This window comes from Pseudomonas sp. Irchel s3f10 (assembly GCF_900187515.1).
In the GTDB taxonomy this organism is placed as follows: domain Bacteria; phylum Pseudomonadota; class Gammaproteobacteria; order Pseudomonadales; family Pseudomonadaceae; genus Aquipseudomonas; species Aquipseudomonas tensinigenes.
On record NZ_FYDZ01000018.1, the window covers coordinates 1 to 19,283 of the forward strand.

A 19,283-nucleotide genomic window follows, 5' to 3' on the forward strand; every position below is an offset into this window, starting at 1 on the left:
TGACGGTGGTGTACACCGAAACGGTCAAAGGCGATGAAGTCTTCATGTTCTGGCACGGTTCGATCACCGGCGAATATACCGACTCGATCAAGCTGAACGAATTCACCGCCGGACAACCGGTGCCCTTTCCCATCGGTGCCGTGCTGATCAAGGGCAATGAAGGCGGATCGGTGATCGCCCGGTACGAGATCAAACGCGCCGCCGGCGGGACGAGTTATGCCGAGCCGTTGAAGTTCGATGTCGGGGTGGCGTTTGAGCTGAAGCCACCGCAACTATTGAAGTCGACGCAAGGTGTTTTCGATCCGATGGATAACGTAAGTGGCGGCATCGGCCGGATCGAGGTGCGAGGGCATCGCGCGGGCGACACTGTTCGTTTGATCGTCAAAGGCGCCGCGGGGGATGGATCGCCGACCCTGCCCGCCAAAGCGCCCGATGCCAACGGCGTCGCCGATTTCACACTGAACATCGCCTTCATTACGGCAAACCTGGGTCGGGACATTGTGCTCGGCTGTGAACTGATTCGTGAAGGCAAGTCAACTCCCGGCCCGGATCAACCCTTCAAGATCCTCAAGCTGTCGCAACGAGCCCTCACCACCAAGCCCTGGATTGTTCAGGCCGGTAACGACACCCATCTGGACGTCAGCACGTTGACCACCAACCTGGAGTGTCGCATGGGCGACTGGCCGTTTATCAAAAGCGGCCAACCGGTATGGCTGGCGGTGCAAGGCACAAACAATAATGGCTCACCCTTCCTGAAACTATTGTGGAACGTTCCAGGTGCAGCGGTGAATCCGACGTGGATCAGTCAACGGTATTATTCGGCACCACCTTTGGCATTGAGCGATGTCCGCAATCTCAAGGATGGCTGTGAGCTGACCCTGACCTTCAAGGTGGGGTCGGACCTGAGTCAGGTGGAGGACGAGGCGACGGTGGCACCTGTGCGAACCTACACGATCAAAGCTGTGGAAGACGTGAAACCGGAAATCACCTCGGTGAAAGACTCCAAAGGCGCAGAAATTGTGCACGACGGTGGTACGGTCGATCCCGTTGTAACCTTGACCGGTACCGCCGCGCCCAATCAGCAGGTCGAGGTATTCGAAGGCGCCGCGTCAAGGGGCAAGCACCCGGTCGACGGCACTGGCATCTGGACATATACCGCCACGCTGACCGCAATTGGGACTCGTACGTTCAAGGCCAAAGCAGATTATGGGTCCGGCCAGGAATCAGCCGGCAGAATCCTCACGTATTCGAATGCAGTGATCCCTGCCATTACCTCGGTGAAGGACTCCAAAGGAGTGGAAATACCCAAAAACACCGTGACCCTCGATACCAGCATCAAGTTGACCGGCACCGGGACGCCACGCCTGAACGTAGAGATTTTTGACGGGGCGGCGTCGAAAGGCAAAGCGCTGGTGAATGCCACCACCGGCAAATGGGAACTGGAAGTGAAAAACCTGAGCCTGACAGTGCACAACTTCAAGGCCAGGGCCTTGTATGGCACGGGTGTCGAGTCGGCGGTCTGGACGCTGACCGTCACCGCCGCCACCGCTCCGACGTTGACATCGGTCAAAGGCTCTCCTAGCGGTGTTGAAATCCCTCAAGCTGGGGACACAGTGGAACCGGCTGTCACCCTGAGCGGCAGCGCCGCCAAGGGTCAGAAAGTCGAAATCTTTGACGGCGCTGTCACCAAAGGTCCGGCAACTGCAGATCCCACAACCGGTGTCTGGACGTTGCTCGTCAGTGGCCTGGCTCTGGCCGCGCACAGCTTCAAAGCCAAAGCGCTGTATGGTCCGGGCGAAGAATCGGCTTCCAGAACGCTGACTGTGAGAGCACCGGTATTAAGTGAGGATTTTGATGGCCAACCCCCCAGCAGCATTACCATTGGCCAGAGCATCAGCATCCCGAGCATGACCATCACACTCACTTCCGGAGCGGGTACAATCGGCATTGGAACTTACCATCTTCCTATAACAGGGATGCTCACCGGCCCAGCTATCTTCACAGGCTCCGCCAGCGGAGTTCCGGTAGGGCAACAACTGATCACTCTCAGTTTCAAATCAGCCTACTCTCGAGTCAGATTTGCATACACCTATCAAAACGAAGCTGTAGACATCATCTTTTCCGACAACGCTGGAAATGTGGGATCGAAAAACCTTCCTGCGCCCACTCCCAACCCCCATAACTGGGTTGATTTCTCTGCACCCTCCGGCAGGAAAATCACTTCAATGAAAATCGTCTCAAGGGACTGGGCTTACCTGGATCACTTTCAATTCTGGCTTTGAATCCTTGCCGGCGCGGAACTGGCGAGTAAGAAAAGGGGACGGTTTTATTTAACCAGTGAGTTAAACAGCGGGACTTGATCGAGGGTTTTTCTGCTGACCCAGATGGCCCTTTCGCGAGCAGGCTCGCTCCCACAGGGAAATGCATTCCAAGTGTGGGAGCGAGCCTGCTCGCGAAGGGGCCAGTGAAGTCAGCGCAAATCGCCTTTTAAACTCTGGCGTTTAAAAGACACCTTCAGACACGCCTTCCAGGCTACAAATTCTTGCGCCTTTGCCTACAGCTACGCCAGAATCCGCCGGCTTGTGCGCTTTGGGGTCGGGTTCTATTGTGGATCGGTCGCTGACGAATCAGCGATCGGGTTTCGCAGCCCGGATCAATCAAGGCGCACAGCGCTCCAGTGCATTGCCATCAAGATTAATGGCAATGATGCTTCATGGCGGCTGTGCGCGGGATACCTTTGGGTATGCCGGGTTCCTTGATTCCCGGTCTGCGAACCTGCGTACAGCTGCCACCTCTTTTCGTTTCGCAGCGAAATGTGGCAGCTCCAGCAATCAAGGAGCTTCACCATGATCAAACCAACACCCAACCCACCCGAAACCGACGCCACCTCCCCCTACGAATCCCTCGATTCAAAAAAACTCCACGAAGCCGCCGACCGCGCCCTCGATCACTACCTCTGCCCACCCGGCTCCACCCCACCGCCACGCAAAACCCGCCGGATGTACGCCGTCACCGCCGATTTCAAAAACGAGGAACTGCTGGCCGATGCCAGCGAAACGCTCGCCTCAGCCAGAACCATCGCCCATGACTTCGCCCATCTCATACCCGCGTCGCAACGCAGGACGCTGTTGGGGATCGCGCAATTGATCATGCTGGGGGAGCTGGCGGTGAATCGGGTGATGGATAATCTGGAGTTGCCGGAGTAGCGACACGCGATGATCGTTCCCACGCTCCTGCGTGGGAACGCCTCAACGGACGCTCCGCGTTCGGCTTTGGAAGGGACGCGGAGCGTCCCGGGCTGCATTCCTTTTCTGCGCGTGGGAACGATCATAAAAAACCGCCGCCCCGTTTTCAGCGGCTTAGCGATCAATTGCTCAATACCGGAGGATTTTTACTTTTCCATTCTTGCTCTTGGGCAATTCGAACTCGACCTCGTTGCCGACTTTGACGTTCGCCTGCAACGCATCGGGCAATGGAATGCTGAATCGGTATTCTTTGGCCGTCAGAAAAAAACCTGTGGCTTCGGCAAAGGAAAGGGATCGTCCCGATTGCTTCGGCGTGATGGTGCCTCTTCCGGTTTTTTCATCGTAGCTGCTGAAAATACCTTTCATTGCCTTGCTCCCATGCACTCGCCTGCCTGACCGCGTCAGTGCGCGGCCGCACCTTGCATCAAACTGCAAAATCACGGCGACTGCACCTGTCAGAGTTGACAGTCATGGGGGAGCGCAGACAAATGGCTTCGCCGCGACGTCAGGAATCGCGGCGCAGATCCGGCGGAATCGGCAAGTCGTCCTTGAGCGGATCCGGGCGTTTGCCCTTGCCCGCGCGGTACTGGCGGATCTGGTAGACGTAGGCAAGTACCTGAGCAACCGCCAGGTACAGGCCGCCGGGGATTTCCTGATCCAGTTCGGTGGAGTAGTAGATCGAACGCGCCAGCCCCGGCGATTCGAGGAGCATGACGTTGTTGGCCACGGCGATTTCGCGAATCTTCAGCGCGAGGAAATCGCTGCCCTTGGCCAGCAGTATCGGCGCGCCGCCCTTCTCCGAATCGTATTTGAGTGCGACGGCGTAGTGCGTCGGGTTGGTGATGACCACGTCGGCGTCGGGAATCGCCGCCATCATCCGCCGTTGCGACATTTCGCGCTGGGTCTGGCGGATGCGCTGTTTGACCTCCGGGCGACCTTCCTGATCCTTGTGCTCGTCGCGCACTTCCTGCTTGGTCATCAGCAGTTTCTTGTGGGCTTCCCAGAGCTGCACCGGCACGTCGACCGCGGCGATGATGATCAGGCCGCAGGCCAGCCACAACGTGCTCCAGCCGACCAGCGTGACGCTGTGAATGATCGCCATTTCAAGCGGCTCGTGGGCGATCCGCAAAAAGTCATCGACGTCTGCCGACAACACCGCCAACGCCACGCCCAAGGTGATCAGAAACTTGGCCAGGGCCTTGAGCAGTTCGACCACCGCTTTGAAGGAGAACATCCGTTTCAGGCCCGCCGCCGGGTTCATCCGGCTGAACTTGGGCGCCATGGAGCCGGCCGCAAACAGCCAGCCACCGAGGGAGATCGGCCCGATCAGGGCTGCCAGCAATAGCGTGATCATGAACGGCTGGATGGCCACCAGCGCCATCTGACCCGACTTCAACAAAAATGCGCCCATGGAACCCTGATCCATGATCACCTCACGCGACAGCGTAAAGTTCAGGCGCATCAGTTCCATCAGGTCTTCGGCCAGCATGCCGCCAAACACCAGCAGCGCACCGGCACCGGCCATGGTCACGACCAGGGTGTTGAGCTCTTTGGAGCGGGCAATTTCACCCTTCTCACGAGAGTCTTTTTTGCGTTTGTCCGTGGGGTCTTCTGTTTTGTCCTGACCGCTTTCGCTCTCTGCCATGACTCAGCGCGCCCGTGCCAGTTCGCGTAACAGCTGCAAGGCTTCAGTGGCCAGCGGCTGATACTGATTGAGAATGTCCGCCAGACCGACCCAGACGATGAACAGACCGAGCACCAGGGTCAGCGGAAAACCGATGGAGAAGATGTTCAGTTGCGGCGCGGCACGGGTCATCACGCCAAACGCGATGTTGACCACCAGCAGCGCAGTGACCGCCGGCAACACCAACAACAGCGCCGCCCCCAGTACCCAACCGAGTTTGCCGGCCAGTTCCCAGTAATGCGCGGTCATCAGACCGCTGCCGACCGGTAGCGTGGTGAAGCTTTCGGTAAGGACTTCGAAGACCACCAGATGGCCGTTCATCGACAGGAACAGCAACGTGACGAGCATGGTAAAGAACTGCCCGATCACCGCCACCGAGACACCGTTGGCCGGGTCGACCATCGAGGCGAAACCCATGCCCATCTGGATCGCGACGATTTGCCCGGCCACGGCAAAGGCCTGGAAAAACAGCTGCAGGGAAAACCCCAGCACCGCACCGACGAGGATCTGTTCGGCAATCAACATCAAGCCACTCAGATCCAGCGGACTGACCGCCGGCATCGGCGGCAGGCTCGGGGCAATGCACACGGTGATCGCCACGGCGAAATACAGGCGGATCCGGCGCGACACCAGGGTGGTGCCGAACACCGGCATGACCATCAGCATCGACGCCACGCGAAACAGCGGCAACATGAACGAGGCCACCCAGGTACTGATCTGGGTGTCGGTCAGCTGAAGCAGCGATTGCATGGCTTAGCCGATGACCATCGGGATGTTTTTGTACAACTGGATGATGTATTCCATGAAGGTCTGCACGATCCATGGACCGCCCACAATCAGGGTCACCAGCATCACCAGCAGACGCGGCAGGAAGCTCAAGGTCTGTTCGTTGATCTGCGTCGCGGCCTGGAACATCGCCACCAGCAAGCCGACCAACAGGCTCGGCACCACCAGAATCGCGACCATCAATGTGGTCAGCCAAAGGGCTTCACGAAAGATATCGACCGCAACTTCCGGCGTCATGGCGAGACACCTCCAAAACTGCTGGCCAGGGTGCCGATGATCAGCGCCCAGCCATCCACCAGCACGAACAGCATGATCTTGAACGGCAGCGAGATGATCAGCGGCGACAGCATCATCATACCCATTGCCATCAGCACACTGGCCACGACGAGGTCGATGATCAGGAACGGAATGAAGATCATGAAGCCGATCTGAAATGCGGTTTTAAGCTCGGAGGTGACGAACGCCGGCACCAGAATGGTCAGCGGCGCCTGATCCGGGGTGGCGATGTCGGTGCGCTTGGACAGGCGCATGAACAGCTCCAGATCGCTGGTGCGGGTCTGCGCGAGCATGAAGTCCTTGATTGGCACCTGGGCCTTCTCCACCGCTTGCTGGGCGGTAAGGGTTTCCGCCAGATACGGTTGCAGCGCGTCCTTGTTCACCCGGTCGAATACCGGGGCCATGATGAACAGGGTCAGGAACAGCGCCATGCCGGTGAGGATCTGGTTCGACGGCGTCTGTTGCAGGCCGAGGGCCTGACGCAGGATCGAGAAGACGATGATGATCCGGGTGAAGCTGGTCATCAGAATCACGGCCGCCGGGATGAAGCTCAGCGCGGTCATGATCAGCAGGATCTGCAGACTGACCGAATACTCCTGCGCGCCATCGGCGTTGGTGCCCAGCGTGATCGCCGGGATCGACAACGGATCGGCGGCGAACGCCAGCGGCGCGGCCAGCATCAGGGCCAGCGTCAAGACGATGCGTAACGCACCCATTACTTCGTATCCTTCTGATCCTTGCCGAGTATCTTCAGCAGATGCTGGGCAAATTCCGGGGTCGCTTTCTCGCTGGTACTCGGCACCTCGACCGGCTCCTTGAGCACGTGCAGCGCGGTGATGGTGCCGGGGCTCAGGCCGAGCAGAATCTGCTCGTTGCCGACCTGCACCAGCAGCAAGCGGTCACGCGGACTCAGTGCGCGTGAGCCGATCAGCTCGATCACTTGCCCTTTGCCTGCCGGCCCGGCCTGCTGCACCCGGCGCAACAGCCAGGCGAGGAAGAAGATCAACCCCAGCACCAGCAACAGGCCAAACACCAGTTGCGTCAGTTGCCCGGCCACGCCGCTGTTGACCATCGGCGCGGTAGCAGCAGGCACGGTAGTGGCTGTCGACGGCTCGGCAGCCAGCACGCTCAATGGCAATGCCAGCAGAGCCCAGAGAAACCGTTTCACTCAGCGCAGCTTCTTGATGCGTTCGCTTGGGCTGATCACGTCAGTCAGGCGGATGCCGAACTTCTCGTTGACCACCACCACTTCGCCATGCGCGATCAGCGTGCCGTTGACCAGCACGTCGAGCGGCTCGCCGGCCAGACGATCGAGTTCGATCACCGAACCCTGGTTCAGTTGCAGCAGGTTACGGATGTTGATGTCGGTGCTGCCCACTTCCATCGAGATCGATACCGGGATGTCGAGGATCACGTCCAGGTTCGGGCCGTCGAGGGTCACCGGATCGTTGTTCTTCGGCACGCTGCCGAACTCTTCCATCGGCAGACGCGAGCCGCCGGCTGCGTCGGCGGCCAGCAAGGCGTCGATGTCAGCTTGACCATCACCGGTTTCTTCCAGGGCAGCAGCCCATTCGTCAGCCAGTGCCTGGTCGTCCTGGGCGTTCATATCGTCGTTCATCATTTGTCCTCGGCGGGCAAAAATTCAGTTAAAGGCTTGGGGGGTTGGAGCGCCGCTTCAGCGACGCTCGATCGGCTCGATCACTTGCAACGCGAGGTTGCCTTTGTGCGAGCCCATCTTGACCTTGAAGGCCGGCACGCCGTTGGCGCGCATGATCATTTCGTCCGGCATCTCGACCGGGATCACATCGCCCGGCTGCATGTGCAGGATGTCGCGCAGTTTCAACTGGCGGCGAGCCACGGTGGCGCCGATCGGCACGTCGACATCGAGCACGTCCTGGCGCAGGGCGTTGACCCAGCGCTCGTCCTGATCGTCGAGGTCGGACTGGAAACCGGCGTCGAGCATTTCGCGCACCGGCTCGATCATCGAGTACGGCATGGTCACGTGCAGATCACCGCCACCGCCATCGAGTTCGATGTGGAAGGTGGAGACCACAATCGCTTCGCTCGGGCCGACGATGTTGGCCATGGCCGGGTTCACTTCCGAGTTGATGTACTCGAAATTGACTTCCATGATCGCTTGCCAGGCTTCCTTCAAATCGACGAAAGCCTGCTCCAGCACCATGCGCACTACGCGCAGTTCGGTCGGGGTGAATTCACGCCCTTCGATCTTGGCGTGACGGCCGTCGCCGCCGAAGAAGTTGTCCACCAGTTTGAACACCAGCTTGGCGTCGAGGATGAACAGCGCGGTGCCGCGCAACGGTTTGATCTTGACCAGGTTGAGGCTGGTCGGTACGTACAGCGAGTGCACGTATTCGCCGAACTTCATCACCTGCACGCCACCGACAGCAACGTCCGCCGAGCGGCGCAGCATGTTGAACATGCTGATGCGGGTGTAGCGGGCAAAACGCTCGTTGATCATTTCCAGAGTCGGCATGCGTCCGCGGACGATGCGATCCTGACTGGTCAGGTCGTAGCTTTTGACACTGCCGGGTTCGGCAGCGTTATCGGTCTGTACCAGACCATCGTCGACGCCATGCAACAGCGCGTCGATTTCATCCTGGGACAGCAGATCCTGCACGGCCATGTCGTGTTCCTACTGCAGTACGAAATTAGTGAAAAGCAACTGTTCGATCACCACTTTGCCGAGCTCTTTCTGCGCCACTTCCTGGACGCTGGCTGTGGCCTTCTGGCGCAACATCTCCTGGCCGACCGGGGTCGCCAAGGTGGCGAAATCCTGACCGGAGAAGAGCATCACCAGGTTGTTGCGGATTACCGGCATGTGCACTTTGAGCGCTTCCAGATCGGCCTGATTACGCGCCAGCATGGTGATGCTCACCTGCATATAGCGCTGACGGCCGTTCTGGTTGTAGTTGGCAACGAAGGCCGGCGCCATCGGCTCGAAGATCGCTGGCTGCTTGCCGACAGGCGCCGCATCGGCGGCCTCGGCGGGCTTGCTCTGGGCGCTGTGCATGAAGAACCAGGTCGCCCCCACGGATGCACCAATGGCCAACAGCAACGCCAGCACGATCACAATGATCAGCTTGAGTTTGCCTTTGGTTGCGGGGTCTTTCACTGCTGCTGTTTCGCTCTTCGCCATGCCAATAATCCGTCACTATTCGGGTTTTCACAGTCGCACGGCAAGGCAAGAGCAAGTGTTATGCCAGAAGTGTCGGTGATGGTGGAGACAACGCTAAAGTCAAAGGCACCCTCACCCCAGCCCTCTCCCGGAGGGAGAGGGAGCCGACCGAGGTGTTTTGTCGTGAAACGTCGACCTGAAAGACCGAGTCGACTATGGATTCACAGCAGAAGTATCCGGTCGGCGTACTTCACAAGCATCCCCCAATCAGTCCCCTCTCCCTCCGGGAGAGGGCTAGGGTGAGGGGCCCCGTCGTGATACGTCGACCTGAAATACCGAGTCGACTATGGATTCACAGCAGAATTATCAGGTCGGCGTACTTCACGAGCATCCCCCAATCAGTCCCCTCTCCCTCAGGGAGAGGGTGAGGTGCCCTGTCGCGAAACGTCGACCTGAAATACCGAGTCGATTATGGATTCCCAGCAGAATTATCAGGTCGGCGTACTTCACAAGCATCCCCCAATCAGTCCCCTCTCCCTCCGGGAGAGGGCTAGGGTGAGGGGCCCCGTCGTGATACGTCGACCTGAAAGACCGGATCGACTATGGATTCCCAGCAGAACTATCAGGTCGGCGTACTTCGCGAGCATCCCTCGATCAGTCCCCTCTCCCTCCGGGAGAGGGTTAGGGTGAGGGGCTGTTGATTTGATCAGGCGTAGTAGTCGACGGCGCTGCTGCCGATCACGCTGGTGGTTTGCGCAGCGGCTTCAGCAATGGCGGCAGGCGCCAATTCTTCATCCGCCGAATCGAGGCGACCGCCGGCAGCGCTGGTGCGACCGCTCTGGCCCTGCTGCGCTTGTTCCTGACCTTGCTGGCCCTGCCAGCCACGGCTCTGGTCGGAGACATTGACGTCAACCTGGCCCATGCCCTGCTGGTTGAACATATCGCGCAGACGATGCATCTGCCCGTCGAGCGCTTCACGCACGCTTGGATGCGCGCTCATGAACGTGACCTGGGTCTGCTGGTCAGGGACCATATTCACGCGGATGTCCAGACGGCCCAACTCGGCCGGCTGCAACTGAATGTCCGCCGCCTTCAGATTGGCGCTCGACAGATACATGACGCGGTTGACGATTTCTTCGGTCCAGCCGCTCTGATGCATGGCGATCGGCTGATTCACCGGCACCGCGTTCGCGGTCTTCGGCGTGGCGGCCTGCGTCAGTGCCGCCAGACGGTTGGCGAAGTCATCCACGCGGGTATCACTGGTCGCCGTCTTGAGGTCTTTGAGGCCATCGTCGATCAAACCGCTGAAGGCTTTCTCGCCACCCTGGCTGGTGCTGTCCTTGTCGGCTTGCACGTCAAGCATGCTGGCCATGCCGGCGGCGAAGTTCTGCGCCGCAGTCAATTCACCGTCGGCCTGAGCCTGAGCAGGCGTCGTTTTCGGTTGCGCCTGGCTGGCGGCGGAAATGTGCCCGCCCTGCTCCATGGCCATGCGCACGGCCGGCAGCGAGTCGAGCGGATCGGCCGAAGGGTCGAAATCGCTGTCGGTGGTCGGTGCCGGATCTTTGACCATACCCGGCAATGCGGCGAGCGCAGGTGTTTCAGCTTCAGGCTGGGCGGTGGCGACAACAGCCGGGGCTTGCGCCACTGGCGCCGTGACCACTGGCTGCACAGCGGCGACCAATGCCGGATCAAGCGTCGGGTCAACCGGCGCAGCATCCACCACTGGGGTCTGGGCGCTGTCCGCGCTGTCGTCGCTGCTGGCGGCGGTGTCATCGGTCGCTACGGTTTTATCAGCAGGCAAGTCGTTGCCGCTGTCGGCAACTGCCGGTTGTGCAGCGGCAGACTGATCCTTGCCGATATCCTTTTTGCCGCTGTTGTCGGCGACCTTGTCGCGCAACGACTTTGGCGAATTTTCGGTGCTGGCGACAGGCTTGCCCGATCCCTGATCGGCGAACACTTTAGCGAAGCTTGAGGCTTTATCCCCAGTGTCTACGGCCATCGCCGACGTTTTGGCCGAGGCGGCTTGCGCCTTGGCCTGAGCGGCATTCTGAAGAAGGATGTTGGGGGTCGCAGGCATGAAACGGTCTCCGCTGCACTGGGATCGTAGGTACAGTTACGGAGATAGCTGCAAGTGCCGGGCCAGTTTCGCCCGACGCTTGAGAAAAGCGCCGGACGGCGGGATCAGTGCGTGTGAGCGGGATGTTTTTCGCTTTCGTAAACCGGGCGAACTTCAGCAAATTCGCCACTGATCTCAGCGACCAGTTTGACTATTTCCGCCGGGCTCTTGTCTTTTGCGTCCGATTCGAGTTCCTGGCAGAGCGCCGCCAAGCGGACAGCGCCCATGTTGCTGGCGCTGCCCTTGAAACTATGGGCAACTTCCGACAACACCTTGGCATCGGAGGTCTTTTGCAACTCGCCCAAGCGACTTTCGGAATCCGCCAGAAAGGTATCCAGAAGCTCCGGATAACCCTCCTCCATGACTTCGCGCAGTACGCTCAGCGCCTCGCGATCAATATGTGTGTCAGTCACTTGTTCACTCCTTGATCAAGAATTGCGCGGATTATGCCTCAACCTCCCAGGAAAACTCCACGCGGGCACTACGACCTTCGTCCGACCAACTGGCGTTGCGCCCCAATTGCCGGACCAGACTGACGCCGCGCCCCGACAAACGGACGCCGTCCAGCGGTCGCTCCATGACTCGCGCCACATCAAATCCCTTGCCGCTGTCTTCAACCCGAATCACCAGACAACCGCCCTCGCCTTGTGGCTGCACCTGCAAATGCACGCGAACAAAGCCATCCTGCAGTGCCTCGAGACGATCATTGCGCTGCTGATAGTAGCGAGCGAAACCCGCCGCATCGCGCTTGAGACTGGAATCCAGACCGAGCACGCCATGCTCCAGCGCATTGGAATACAACTCGGCGAGCACGCTATACAAAGCACCACTCTGCGCCCGCAACCCATGCACCTCAAGCAGCAACTGCAGCAGGTACGGCAACGGATTGAAACGCTTGAGCGTGGCGCCACGGAATTCGAAACTCACCGACCAGTCGAGCGGACACGACTGGCCGCTGTCGGAATACACCGGCGCCGACGGCTTGACCTGCGCCGTTTCCAGCAGGCTGACCTCGACCATGCTGACATCGTCGCGCGCCTCGCCGCGAAAATCCCGCAGCGCCAGTTCGATATCCTCAAACAAGCGGTCCGGCTCGCGATTGGCAGCGAACACCTGCTGCAAGCGCTCGACGCCGAACAACTGATCGTTGGCATCACTGGTGTCGATGACGCCGTCAGACAGCAGAAAAACCCGATCCCCGACCGTCATCGAATGCACTTCAGTACGGTCATCGAACGCTTGCGGGCTCAGCACACCGAGCGGCAAATGACGCGCGCTCAGTGGCTCGCGCTCGCCCGTGGCGATCCGGTGCAAATACCCGTCGGGCATGCCGCCATTCCATACTTCTACAGAACGTCGCTGAAAGCTCAGGCACAGCAGCGTCGCACAGCAAAACATGTCCACCGGGAGGATACGTTTGAGCTTTGCGTTCATTTCACGCAGGGTTTCGGCCAAGCCATATCCCTTGGCGGTCATGCCATAAAAGACTTCGGCGAGCGGCATCGCGCCCACTGCTGCCGGCAAGCCGTGACCGGTGAAATCGCCGAGCAACACATGCATGTCGCCCGCCGGCGTGTACGCCGCCAGCAGCAAGTCGCCGTTGAACAGCGCGTACGGCGATTGCAGGTAGCGAATATTCAGCGCGCTGAGACAACCGGAGTGCGCCACCTTGTCGAACACCGCTTTGGCCACACGTTGCTCGTTTAGCAGGTAATCGTGGTGTTTGGCGATCAGGTCGCGCTGTTGCAGCACGGTCGCCTGCAAGCGGCGCAGGCGATCCATCGCCTTGATTTTGGCGGCAAGGATCACCTGGTTGTAAGGCTTCGCCAGAAAGTCGTCACCACCCGCCTCCAGACAACGGGCCAGCGCCTCGCTTTCGGTCAGCGAGGTGAGGAAGATGATCGGCACCAACGTTTCGCCGGCCAGTGCCTTGATCTGCCGCGCAGCCTCGAAGCCGTCCATGACCGGCATCATCGCGTCCATCAGCACCAGATCGGGTTGCTGACGGCGAAACAGATCGAGCGCTTCGGCACCGTTGGCCGCCGTCAGGACCTGGTGACCCTGGCGGCGGACGATGGTCGACAGCAATAAGCGATCGGCGGCGCTGTCTTCGGCGATCAGAATGGTCAGCGGCTCTTGCACCTGCATGGCCGTCAACTGATGTCGAAGAGCTTGTCGAAATTGGAGATGGCGAGGATCTTGCGCACATCGGAGTTGCTGTTGACCACCCGCACGTCCGAGTTATCGCCGCCGGCGTGATCGCGCAACAGGAGCAGCATGCCCAGCGCGGAACTGTCGAGATAGGTGGCTTCTTTCAGATCGACCACGATGGATTCAGGCTTGGTGTCGAGCCGCTCATAGGACTCGCGAAATTCCTGATGGCGACCGAAATCAAACCGCCCCTTGACCAAAATCGTCAGTTTTTGACCATCTGGAGAGACTTCTGTAACGACTGACATTGACTGGCTTCCTTGTCATTGACGAACCTGTACAAGGTTTAGCACTTGGACAGGGTTGCAGCAAGGTTAGAAGCCAGATCAAAAGATCGCAGCCTTCGGCAGCTCCTACACTGATCCCCTGTAGGAGCTGCCGAAGGCTGCGATCTCTTGATCTTGTTTCAGAAGGGATTCTGTCGCGGCAAACGCTGCGACAATTCATCAAGCAACTTCTGCTCACGCTTGTCTTCGAGGCGTTGCGCCTCTTCGCGATAACGTTGCACCAGTTTGCGCAGCCCTTCGACCTTGGCGAACGCCTGTTGCCATTCCTCGCGAGCCTTGTCGAGCTTGTTCTGGTGCCAGACCAGGCTCTGCCGCTGCTGATCAACCGCCGTGTCGAGTTGCGCCAGAAAGCCCTGAAAACCGAGCAGCCATTGCCCGCTTACGCCGGTGCTGCCGCGCACGATCCATTGCTGCGAGTAATCCAGCCGGAAGGCATTGAGGTCAGCCAGTTTGCTTTCCGCGACTTTCACCTGGCCCTGAAAATAGCCCAGCCGTTGCACGGCAGTTTTCTCGGCCTGCTCGGCCATGTCCACCACCGGCGCCAGACGCGCGGCTCGACTGACAGTGGCCATGACCGGTTAGCCGCCCGCCGCAGGGGCGAACAGGGTTTCGAGATAGGCCTGGCTTTCGCCCATGTTGATTTTGTCGTTGAGGCCCTGACGCTGATACCGGACCAACTGCGGTTGCAGGGAAATCGCCATGTCGGTTTCGCGGTCGCCACCGGCAACATAAGCGCCGACGCTGATCAGGTCGCGGCTCTGCTGATAACGCGACCACAACTGTTTGAAGTATTGAGCGCGCTGCATGTGTTCCGCCGAGACCACGGCCGGCATTACCCGGCTGATCGAGGCTTCGATGTCGATGGCCGGATAGTGCCCCTCTTCGGCCAGACGCCGGGACAGCACGATGTGGCCGTCGAGTACGCCTCGGGCCGAGTCGGCAATCGGGTCTTGCTGGTCATCGCCTTCGGACAGCACGGTGTAGAACGCGGTGATCGAACCACCGCCCTTCTCCGCGTTACCAGCGCGCTCCACCAGTTTCGGCAACTTGGCGAACACCGAAGGCGGATAACCCTTGGTCGCCGGCGGCTCGCCGATGGCCAGGGCGATTTCCCGCTGGGCCTGGGCGAAACGGGTCAGCGAATCCATCAGCAACAGGACGTTCTTGCCCTTGTCGCGGAAATATTCGGCGATGCGTGTGCAGTACATCGCTGCGCGCAGACGCATCAGCGGCGCATCGTCCGCCGGCGAAGCAACCACGACGGAACGCTTGAGGCCTTCTTCACCGAGGCTGTGCTCGATGAACTCTTTAACTTCTCGACCCCGCTCACCGATCAGGCCAACGACAATAATGTCGGCCTCGGTGAAGCGCGTCATCATGCCCAGCAACACCGATTTACCGACACCGGTACCGGCGAACAGACCCAGACGCTGGCCACGACCGACCGTCAACAAACCGTTGATGCAGCGGATGCCGACGTCGAGCGGCACGCTGATCGGGTCACGGTTGAGCGGGTTGATCGTCGGGCCATCCATCGGCACCCAGTCTTCGGCTTTCATGCCGCCCTTGCCGTCCAGCGCACGTCCGGCGCCATCGAGCACGCGCCCGAGCATGCTCATGCCCATCGGCAAACGACCGGTATCAGCCAGTGGCACCACACGGGCGCCGGGGGCGATGCCGGCGACGCTGCCGACCGGCATCAGAAAGACTTTGCTGCCGGAAAACCCCATGACTTCCGCTTCCACCTGCGACGGGTGATAGCTGTCGTCATTGATCACCAGGCAGCGCGTGCCCATGGCCGCACGCAGGCCTTCGGCTTCGAGGGTGAGGCCAACCATGCGCAGCAGGCGACCTTCAAGAATCGGCGCGCCGGCAATCTCGGTGGCCTCAGCGTAAGTGCTCAGGCGCTTGGCGAAACTGGTGCGTTCAAGGCGCATCGGATTGGTCCGCGAGCGGCTCTTCAGGCGTGGCCGCCGGTTTTACGTCTTCGGGAATATCCAGGCTCAGATCCGCATCGGCCGGATGCAAGGCCTGCTCGTGTAACTGATCGAGCAGTTTCGCCATGACCTGAGCCACGCGGGTTTCGATGCTGGCATCGATGCGGCTGTGCTCGGTTTCAACCCGGCAGCCGCCCGGCAACAGCGATTCGTCTTCGACGATGCGCCAGGTTTCCTCATGGCGCTCGCGCAGAGCCTTGGCTTGCTCGAAGTCCTGCGGATTGACGTACAGACGCACGTTGTCGACGCCCAGCGGCAACAGCTTGAGCGCATCGCGCATGACGTGTTCGATCTGGCTGGAATCGATGGCCAGTTCGCGCTTGATCACCTGTTTGGTGATGTGTTGCACGAGGTCGACCAGCGATTTTTCAATCTGCGTGTCCTGTTCGGCGATGGGCTCGAACAGGTTCACCATCAGTTGCTCGAGGCTGGCGAGTTTGGCGCTGAGCGCCACCTCGGCTTCCTGACGGACCTTGAGCGTGGCGCTGTGAAAACCTTCCTTTTCGCCGATGCCGAAGCCCTCGTTGTAAGCCTCCTGACGGATGCTTTCGAGTTCTTCCAGGGTCAGTGGCTGGACTTCCTCCAGCGGCACTTCTTCCATTTCCGGCGGTTCTGGCTCCGGCTCTGGCTCGGGTTCCGGCTTCGGCGGGTCGAAGCTGGGCATGGCCCAGGATTCGAAACCACGGACATCGCGGGCACGGATCAGATCCGTCACATCGTCGTCGTGCTTGTCCATGGGCTTAGATCATTTCCTCGCCACCTTTGCCACCGAGGACGATTTCGCCGGCTTCGGCCATACGACGGGCAATGGTGAGGATTTCTTTCTGTGCCGTTTCGACGTCGCTGACGCGCACCGGGCCTTTGGCCTCGAGGTCGTCGCGCAACAGTTCGGCAGCACGCTTGGACATGTTCTTGAAGATCTTCTCTTTGACGCCTTCGTCCGAACCCTTGAGGGCCAGCACCAGCACGTCGGAAGACACTTCGCGCAGCAACGCCTGAATGCCACGGTCGTCGACGTCGGCGAGGTTGTTGAACACGAACATGAGGTCTTCGATCTGACCGGACAGGTCTTCGTCGACTTCGCGGATCGAGTCCATGAGCTGGCCTTCGATCGAGCTGTCGAGGAAGTTCATGATGTCCGCCGCACGCTTGATGCCACCCAGGGTGGTGCGCGAGGCATTCGAGTTGCCGGAGAACTGCTTCTCGAGAATCTGGTTCAGCTCTTTCAGTGCCGCTGGCTGCACGGTGTTCAACGACGAGACGCGCAGGATGATGTCCAGACGCACCTTGTGGTCGAAGTTACCCAGCACTTCACCGGCCTGATCCGGATCGAGGTACGCCACCACGATCGCCTGAATCTGCGGGTGTTCGTAGCGGATCACGTCGGCAACGGCGCGCGGCTCCATCCATTTCAGGCTGTCGAGGCCACTGGTGTTGCCACCGAGCAGGATGCGGTCGATCAGGCCGTTGGCCTTGTCTTCACCCAGGGCCTGGGTGAGCATTTTGCGCACGTAGTCGTCGGAACCGACGCCCAGGCTGGTCTGGTCGCCGACGATGTCGACGAACTCGCTCATGACCTGCTCGACCTGTTCGCGATGGACGTTGCCCATCTGCGCCATGGCCACGCCGACGCGCTGAACCTCTTTCGGGCCCATGTGGCGCAGCACTTGTGCGGCATCGGTCGAACCCAGGGACAGCAGCAGAATCGCGGCTTTGTCGACCTTGTTCAGTTTGACGGTTGCGGCTCGGTTATCACTCATCTGCGTTAATCCACTCTTTCACGACCTGAGCCACGCGACCCGGATCCTCGGCCACCAGACTCTTGATTGCATTCAGTTGCGCGTCATAACCCTCACTCGGGCTCGGCAACAGAATGCTCTGCGGACCACCGAGGCTCACGCGGTCGTTGGAAAGTTCGCCATCCAGGCCGCCCATCCCGCCGAGTTCCACGTCGCTGCCAAGACCGGCCAGCTCCTTGCCTTTGCCGCCGCCGGTGATGTTGTTGAGCACCGGACGCAGCACACCAAACACCAGCACCAGGATGAACAACACACCCAGCACTTGTTTGACGATGTCCCAGAACCATGGCTGGGAGTAGAACGGAATATCGGCAATCACTTCACCGCGCTCGGCGGAGAACGGCATGTTGATCACGCTGACGCTGTCGCCACGGCTGGCGTCGAAACCGACCGCGTCCTGGACCAGACGGGTGAAGCGCGCCAATTCGTCGGCGCTCCACGGCGCACGGCTGATTTCGCCGTTGGCCGCGTTGACCTTGACCTGATCGTCGACAACCACCGACACCGACAGGCGATTCAGGCGACCCTGCTGCTGTTTGGTGTGGCTGATGGAACGGTCGAGCTCGAAGTTCTTGGTCGATTGCTGACGCTTGTCGGCCGGGTACGGCGCGAGCATTGGCTGGCCGGTGGCCGGGTCCATGATCTGCTGACCGTTGGCGTCAACCAATGGCTGACCTGGCTGCACCATCGCGGCTGGCGCTGCGGCACCACCGGTGGTTTGCGGCGCCGAGGCTGGCGACGGCGGCTGGTTGCTCAGGGCACCCGGCACGCCTTGCGGGCCATTGCTGGCGGTGCGTTGTTCGTTGACCGACTGCTCGCTGCGCAACGCCGGTTGATCCGGGTTGAACTGCTCGGCGGTCGACTCGACAGCGTTGAAATCGATGTCAGCCGAAACTTCCGCCTTGTAGCGATCGTTGCCCAATACCGGTTGCAGAATGTTGTGCACGCGCTGGGTGAGCATGCTTTCCATGCGGCGGCTGTAATCGAACTGCTTGCCGGCCATGGTCATTTCGGAGTTCTCCGCCTGATCGGAGAGCAGGTTGCCCTTCTGATCGACGACGGTGATCTGCGATTTGCTCAGCTCGGGAACGGAGGTCGCCACCAGGTTGATGATCGCGATGACCTGACCTGGCTCCAGCGAACGACCGGAGTACAACTCGACCAATACCGAAGCACTTGGCTTGCGCTCATCACGCACAAACACCGAACTCTTCGGAATTGCCAGGTGCACGCGGGCACCCTTGACGTTGTTCAGGCTGGAAATGGTCCGCGCCAGCTCACCTTCGAGGCCACGACGGTAACGCGTCGCCTCCATGAACTGGCTGGTGCCCAGCCCCTGTTCCTTGTCGAGGATTTCGAAACCGATATTGCCGTCGCTGGGAGTGACACCAGCAGCAGCGAGTTTCATCCGCGCACGGGACAGGTCGTCGGCCTTGACCAGCAAGGCGCCGGAGTTCGGTTCAACGGTGTAAGGGATGTCGGCGGAGGCCAGGGTGTCCATGACCTGCTTGGCGTCCATGCCGGCAAGGCTGCCGTACAACGGACGGTAATCCGGCTGCTGCGACCACAGCACCACGGCAAAGCCAATCGCCACGCTCGCAGCCAGGCCGACCAACAGGCCCACCTGACGCAGCATGGTCATCTCGGAGAGGTTTTCCAGGAAGGACAGGCCGAACAGCGGCGGTTTGCCGTCTATCGGGGTGGCCTTGGCCGGAACGTTATCGGCGACTGCTTCTGCCATGACTC

The 19,283-nt window shown here is 60.1% G+C and carries 19 protein-coding genes and 1 pseudogene; 2 read left to right on the plus strand and 18 right to left on the minus strand.

The annotated features are described in order from the left end of the window. Together CKW17_RS30435 and CKW17_RS26160 are read left to right on the plus strand one after the other, a co-directional pair. Positions 1-2,282, plus strand: a pseudogene (locus CKW17_RS30435) (hypothetical protein); the annotation flags it as partial. Between the two features lie 564 nt (positions 2,283-2,846). Continuing rightward, a complete protein-coding gene (locus tag CKW17_RS26160) occupies positions 2,847-3,206 on the plus strand; it encodes a DUF6124 family protein (RefSeq protein ID WP_095122671.1) in 360 nt (119 codons plus the stop codon). 168 nt (positions 3,207-3,374) lie between these two features. Here the strand turns inward: CKW17_RS26160 and CKW17_RS26165 are convergent, their stop codons facing one another. From CKW17_RS26165 to fliF, 18 genes are all read right to left on the minus strand, one after another. Next, on the minus strand, positions 3,375-3,611 hold the full coding sequence (locus tag CKW17_RS26165) for a hypothetical protein (RefSeq protein WP_095122673.1): 237 nt from the start codon (positions 3,609-3,611) through the stop codon (positions 3,375-3,377). A gap of 139 nt (positions 3,612-3,750) precedes the next feature. Then, a complete protein-coding gene (flhB, locus tag CKW17_RS26170) occupies positions 3,751-4,890 on the minus strand; it encodes a flagellar biosynthesis protein FlhB (RefSeq protein WP_095122675.1) in 1,140 nt (379 codons plus the stop codon). A 3-nt stretch (positions 4,891-4,893) separates the two neighbouring features. Beyond that, a complete protein-coding gene (gene fliR / locus CKW17_RS26175) occupies positions 4,894-5,679 on the minus strand; it encodes a flagellar biosynthetic protein FliR (RefSeq protein WP_038363857.1) in 786 nt (261 codons plus the stop codon). 3 nt (positions 5,680-5,682) lie between these two features. After that, entirely contained in the window at positions 5,683-5,952 is a 270-nt protein-coding gene (fliQ, locus tag CKW17_RS26180) for a flagellar biosynthesis protein FliQ (protein WP_041072975.1), read from the minus strand. Continuing rightward, positions 5,949-6,707: a flagellar type III secretion system pore protein FliP gene (fliP, locus tag CKW17_RS26185; protein WP_095122677.1), complete on the minus strand. Its 759-nt coding sequence runs from the start codon at positions 6,705-6,707 to the stop codon at positions 5,949-5,951. Before fliP ends, fliQ begins: the two co-directional genes overlap by 4 nt. Next, positions 6,707-7,159, minus strand: coding sequence for a flagellar biosynthetic protein FliO (gene fliO / locus CKW17_RS26190; protein ID WP_095122679.1), 453 nt, complete (start codon positions 7,157-7,159; stop codon positions 6,707-6,709). Before fliO ends, fliP begins: the two co-directional genes overlap by 1 nt. Continuing rightward, on the minus strand, positions 7,160-7,609 hold the full coding sequence (gene fliN / locus CKW17_RS26195) for a flagellar motor switch protein FliN (protein ID WP_095122682.1): 450 nt from the start codon (positions 7,607-7,609) through the stop codon (positions 7,160-7,162). A 57-nt stretch (positions 7,610-7,666) separates the two neighbouring features. Further along, positions 7,667-8,635: a flagellar motor switch protein FliM gene (fliM, locus tag CKW17_RS26200; RefSeq protein WP_007920032.1), complete on the minus strand. Its 969-nt coding sequence runs from the start codon at positions 8,633-8,635 to the stop codon at positions 7,667-7,669. Positions 8,636-8,644: 9 nt separating this feature from the next. Continuing rightward, positions 8,645-9,148 (minus strand): flagellar basal body-associated protein FliL, encoded by a 504-nt coding sequence (gene fliL, locus CKW17_RS26205; protein WP_007920033.1) that lies wholly within the window; start codon positions 9,146-9,148, stop codon positions 8,645-8,647. A gap of 685 nt (positions 9,149-9,833) precedes the next feature. Beyond that, a complete protein-coding gene (locus CKW17_RS26210) occupies positions 9,834-11,204 on the minus strand; it encodes a flagellar hook-length control protein FliK (protein WP_095122684.1) in 1,371 nt (456 codons plus the stop codon). 104 nt (positions 11,205-11,308) lie between these two features. Then, positions 11,309-11,656, minus strand: coding sequence for an Hpt domain-containing protein (locus CKW17_RS26215; RefSeq protein WP_095122686.1), 348 nt, complete (start codon positions 11,654-11,656; stop codon positions 11,309-11,311). A 31-nt stretch (positions 11,657-11,687) separates the two neighbouring features. Further along, positions 11,688-13,391, minus strand: coding sequence for a fused response regulator/phosphatase (locus tag CKW17_RS26220; protein ID WP_095122688.1), 1,704 nt, complete (start codon positions 13,389-13,391; stop codon positions 11,688-11,690). A gap of 5 nt (positions 13,392-13,396) precedes the next feature. Next, positions 13,397-13,702, minus strand: coding sequence for an STAS domain-containing protein (locus CKW17_RS26225; protein ID WP_095122690.1), 306 nt, complete (start codon positions 13,700-13,702; stop codon positions 13,397-13,399). Between the two features lie 158 nt (positions 13,703-13,860). Then, positions 13,861-14,313 (minus strand): flagellar export protein FliJ, encoded by a 453-nt coding sequence (gene fliJ, locus CKW17_RS26230; RefSeq protein ID WP_034153294.1) that lies wholly within the window; start codon positions 14,311-14,313, stop codon positions 13,861-13,863. A 6-nt stretch (positions 14,314-14,319) separates the two neighbouring features. After that, positions 14,320-15,678, minus strand: a complete 1,359-nt coding sequence (gene fliI, locus CKW17_RS26235; protein ID WP_095122692.1) for a flagellar protein export ATPase FliI — start codon at positions 15,676-15,678, stop codon at positions 14,320-14,322. Beyond that, complete coding sequence (fliH, locus tag CKW17_RS26240) at positions 15,668-16,474, minus strand: flagellar assembly protein FliH (RefSeq protein ID WP_095122693.1); 807 nt, start codon at positions 16,472-16,474, stop codon at positions 15,668-15,670. Before fliH ends, fliI begins: the two co-directional genes overlap by 11 nt. 4 nt (positions 16,475-16,478) lie before the next feature. After that, the gene (gene fliG, locus CKW17_RS26245) at positions 16,479-17,498 is read right to left on the minus strand and encodes a flagellar motor switch protein FliG (RefSeq protein ID WP_007920042.1); all 1,020 of its coding nucleotides are present in this window, start codon (positions 17,496-17,498) and stop codon (positions 16,479-16,481) included. Beyond that, on the minus strand, positions 17,491-19,278 hold the full coding sequence (gene fliF / locus CKW17_RS26250; RefSeq protein ID WP_095122694.1) for a flagellar basal-body MS-ring/collar protein FliF: 1,788 nt from the start codon (positions 19,276-19,278) through the stop codon (positions 17,491-17,493). Before fliF ends, fliG begins: the two co-directional genes overlap by 8 nt. Between the last annotated feature and the right edge of the window lie 5 nt (positions 19,279-19,283).